5 protein-coding genes are annotated in these 3,871 nt (G+C 69.4%); 4 read left to right on the top strand and 1 reads right to left on the bottom strand.

Going from position 1 to position 3,871, the window contains the following annotated elements; genetic code table 11:
* The 4 genes from VJ693_RS04460 to VJ693_RS04445 all read left to right on the top strand — a co-directional run.
* The coding region (locus VJ693_RS04460) for an arsenic resistance protein (RefSeq protein WP_414652226.1) at window positions 1-349 on the top strand (349 nt) is incomplete at its 5' end.
* A 76-nt stretch (window positions 350-425) separates the two neighbouring features.
* Window positions 426-1,478, top strand: a complete 1,053-nt coding sequence (locus VJ693_RS04455) for a permease (RefSeq protein WP_324152262.1) — start codon at window positions 426-428, stop codon at window positions 1,476-1,478.
* Window positions 1,479-1,507: 29 nt separating this feature from the next.
* Entirely contained in the window at window positions 1,508-3,145 is a 1,638-nt protein-coding gene (locus VJ693_RS04450; protein ID WP_324152260.1) for a hypothetical protein, read from the top strand.
* Between the two features lie 23 nt (window positions 3,146-3,168).
* Entirely contained in the window at window positions 3,169-3,399 is a 231-nt protein-coding gene (locus VJ693_RS04445; RefSeq protein ID WP_324152259.1) for a thioredoxin family protein, read from the top strand.
* 17 nt (window positions 3,400-3,416) lie between these two features.
* Here VJ693_RS04445 and VJ693_RS04440 read toward each other — a convergent pair.
* The coding region (locus tag VJ693_RS04440) for a C-terminal helicase domain-containing protein (protein WP_324152258.1) at window positions 3,417-3,871 on the bottom strand (455 nt) is incomplete at its 5' end.

Here is a 3,871-nt window from a genome sequence, read left to right as displayed (position 1 = left end):
GCTCTTCGCCTTCCAGGGACAGGCGATCCTCGACCAGCCGCTGGTGATCGTGATGCTGGCCGTGCCGATCCTGATCCAGGTCTTCTTCAATTCGGCGCTGGCGTACTGGCTCAACCGCCGCCTCGGCGAGGCGCACGACGTCGCGTGCCCGTCGGCCCTGATCGGCGCGAGCAACTTCTTCGAGCTCGCCGTGGCCGCGGCGATCAGCTTGTTCGGCTTCGAGTCGGGCGCCGCGCTCGCCACGGTGGTGGGCGTGCTGATCGAGGTGCCCGTGATGCTGCTGGTGGTGCGCGTGGTCAATCGCAGCAAGGGATGGTACGAGCGCGCCGTGCCACAGCAACGCGCTTGATCCTCATCAAGCAGCCGAAGCGCGTGACCTGCATCCTTGGCTTGTCGTCTTCGTCTTCACCGGCAGAGGACCGAGCATGTCCGAACTGACCCTGTCCCAGCGGACGCAGCAACTTCCCCGCCGACATCCGCGCGCGTTCCTCGCAACGGCGGCGCTGGCATGGTGGGGGCTCTACCAATCCTTGAATCCGGTATCCGAGGCGATCGTGGGCGCCTTGCCGATCGATCGCGCCAGCCACCTGGGCGGTGCGATCCAGTTCTTCCTGTACGACACGCCGAAGGTGCTCATGCTGCTCACGGCGGTGGTGTTCGTGATGGGCATGGTGAACTCGTACTTCACGCCCGAACGCACGCGAGCACTGCTGGCCGGTCGCACCGAAGGCGCAGCCAACGTGATGGCCGCCAGCCTGGGCATCGTGACGCCGTTCTGCTCGTGTTCCGCAGTGCCGCTGTTCATCGGCTTCGTGCAGGCCGGCGTGCCGCTGGGCGTGACCTTTTCGTTCCTGATCTCGGCGCCGATGGTGAACGAGGTGGCGCTGGCGCTGCTCTTCGGCATGTTCGGCTGGCGCATCGCGCTGCTCTACCTGGGCCTGGGCCTCGCGATCGCCATCGTCGCGGGCTGGGTGATCGGCCGGCTCAAGATGGAGCGCCACCTCGAGGACTGGGTGCGCGACATGCCCAAGGTCGCTGCGACCTCGGGTGAAAGTGGCCTCACGCTGGCCGAGCGCATCGACGCCGGCTTGGCGAGCGTGCGCGAGATCGTCGGCAGGGTGTGGCCCTACATCCTCGCGGGCATCGCCGTCGGCGCGGCCATCCATGGCTGGGTGCCGGAGAACTTCATGGCCGCGATCATGGGGCGGGACGCCTGGTGGTCGGTGCCGCTTGCGGTGTTGATCGGCGTGCCGATGTACAGCAACGCCGCCGGCGTGATCCCCGTCGTGCAGGCCCTGCTGGCCAAGGGCGCGGCGCTGGGGACGGTGCTGGCTTTCATGATGAGCGTGATCGCGCTCTCGCTGCCCGAGATGATCATCCTGCGCAAGGTGCTCAAGGTGCGGCTGATCGCGACCTTCGCGGGCGTCGTGGCCACCGGCATCCTGATCGTGGGCCTGGTGTTCAACGCGGTGCTGTGAGCGCCGCTGGCCGATCGTCTGCACCGACCATGTCGAGCATCGCCACCGCCGCTTCGCTCGAGCAGCTCAACGACGACTGCTTCTGCTTCAGCCTGGACCGCGAGGCGCTGGCGCATGCACTCGACGCGGAACTGGGAGAGCCCGGGCTGTCGGCGCTGATGCACGAGCGCTGCCCGTCGGTCTTCGCGGCGCAGCCCGTCTTCGTGGCGTCATCGCAGCTGCAGCGCATGGCGCAGGTGGTGCGCGCCGTCGAAGCCGTCGTCGCGCTGCCGGCCTACCGCGAGCAGGTGCTGGCCGGTGCGCCGGCGACGGCCCGCGTGGGAACAGCGGCCGGCCCGCGGGGCGTCTTCCTCGGCTACGACTTCCACCTCGATCACGGCCGCCTCGGGCTCATCGAGATCAACACCAACGCCGGCGGCGCGATGCTCAACGCGGTGCTCGCGCGGGCGCAGCGCAGTTGCTGCGCCGCGATGGACACGCTGGTGCCCACGCGCGCCCACGTGGCGGCATTCGAGCAGCGCCTGGTGGACATGTTTCGCCGCGAATGGCGACTGGCGGGGCACACGCGCCCGCTTCGCAGCATCGCCATCGTTGACGAGAAGCCCGAGCGGCAGTACCTGTATCCCGAGTTCCTGCTCTTCCGCAGGCTGTTCGAGCGGCACGGCCTGACCGCGCTGATCGCCGATCCGGCCGAGCTGCAATGGCGAGACGGCGCGCTGTGGCTGGGCGAATCAGCCATCGACCTGGTCTACAACCGGCTCACCGACTTCTACCTCGAGCAGCCCGCGAGCGCCGCGCTGCGCGACGCATGGCTGCATCAGGGCGTCGTGCTGACCCCGCACCCGCAGGCGCATGCGCTGTATGCCGACAAGCGCCAGCTCGCGCTCTTTTGCGACGCCGCGCGGCTGCAGGCGCTGGGCGTGCCCGATCCGCTGCAGCGTGTGCTGCTGGAGAGCGTGCCGCACACAGAGATCGTGACGGCCGCCAACAGCGAACGCCTCTGGTCCGCGCGCCGCGGCCTCTTCTTCAAGCCGGTGGCGGGGTTCGGCAGCCGCGCCGCCTACCGCGGCGACAAGCTCACGCATCGCGTCTGGCAGGAGATCCTCGCCGGCGACTACGTGGCCCAGGCCATCGTGTCGCCGGGCACGCGCCGCATCGACGAAGGCGACGGCGTGCCGCCGCTGAAGTTCGACCTGCGTGCGTATGCCTACGGCGGCGACGTGCAGTGGGTGGCGGCGCGCCTGTACCAGGGTCAGACCACCAATTTCCGCACCCCCGGCGGCGGATTCGCGCCGGTGTTCAGCACCGTCGATGCGTCGGGGCGAGCGCGCGCGCCGGCAAGCGCCGAGCATGCCTCGTATGTCTTCCTCCTGGACGAAGCCGGCGGCGTGCACCCGGTGCCGCACGCGCTGTACGTGGCGCTCGCGCGGCGCGAGTCGACGGCGCCGATGCTGGCGGGTCAGACCTTGCGCCTGGCCGACTGGTACGTGCGCCTGAAGGACGGCGAGCCCCAGGCCGTGGTCAACGAGACCTACAGCGTCGTGCAGGTCGACGCGCGCGGCCAGGTCGAGTCGATCGCCGCGCCCGCGGACGCGGGCTGGCCGACGGTGCCGGAGCGCGAGCGCATGCACGCGACGCTGTTCGACGTCGCCGAATCGGCCACCTGAGCCCCACTTCGGAAGGAGTCTCCATGGACATCAAGGTACTCGGCACCGGCTGCGCCAACTGCAGGAACACGATCGCGCTGATCGAGCAGGTCGCCAAGGCCAAGGGCGTGAAGCTCACCCTGAGCAAGGTCGAGGCGTTGCCCGACATCGTGGGCTACGGTGTCATGAGCACGCCGGGCGTCGTGATCGACGGCAAGGTGGTGCACGCGGGCGGCGTGCCCAGCCGCGACAAGGTCGAGTCCTGGCTCGCCTGAGACGCGCTCCAAGGCTTTCACATGCCGCGGTTCGCCGGCTCGGCGGCCAGCACGCTCGCGATGTCGGCCGGCCTGGGCGCGATCGTCGCATCGAGCGGCGCCAGCAAGCCCTGCAGATCGCCCTCGCCGAACTTCACCGCACGGTCTGCGTCGCTGCCGAGCACGCCTTCGGCCAGGGCCGCCTTTCTTTCCTGCAGCGCGAGCATGCGCTCTTCGATGCTGCCCTCCACCACGATCTTGTAGACGAACACCGGCTGGTCCTGGCCGATGCGGTGCGCGCGGTCGGTCGCCTGGCGTTCGACCGCCGGGTTCCACCACGGGTCCAGGTGGATCACGGTGTCGGCCGCCGTGAGGTTCAGGCCGACGCCGCCGGCCTTCAGGCTCAGCAGCAGCACGGGTTCGTCCTGCTTCGCCTGGAAACGGGCGACGAGGTCGCCGCGTTCGCGCGGCGGCGTTTCGCCCGTCAGCATCA

The sequence above is a fragment of the Ideonella sp. genome (assembly GCF_035254525.1).
Classification (GTDB): domain Bacteria; phylum Pseudomonadota; class Gammaproteobacteria; order Burkholderiales; family Burkholderiaceae_C; genus Ideonella.
Note: the sequence above shows the minus strand (reverse complement) of the source record. Positions and strands in the feature narration are given on the sequence as shown.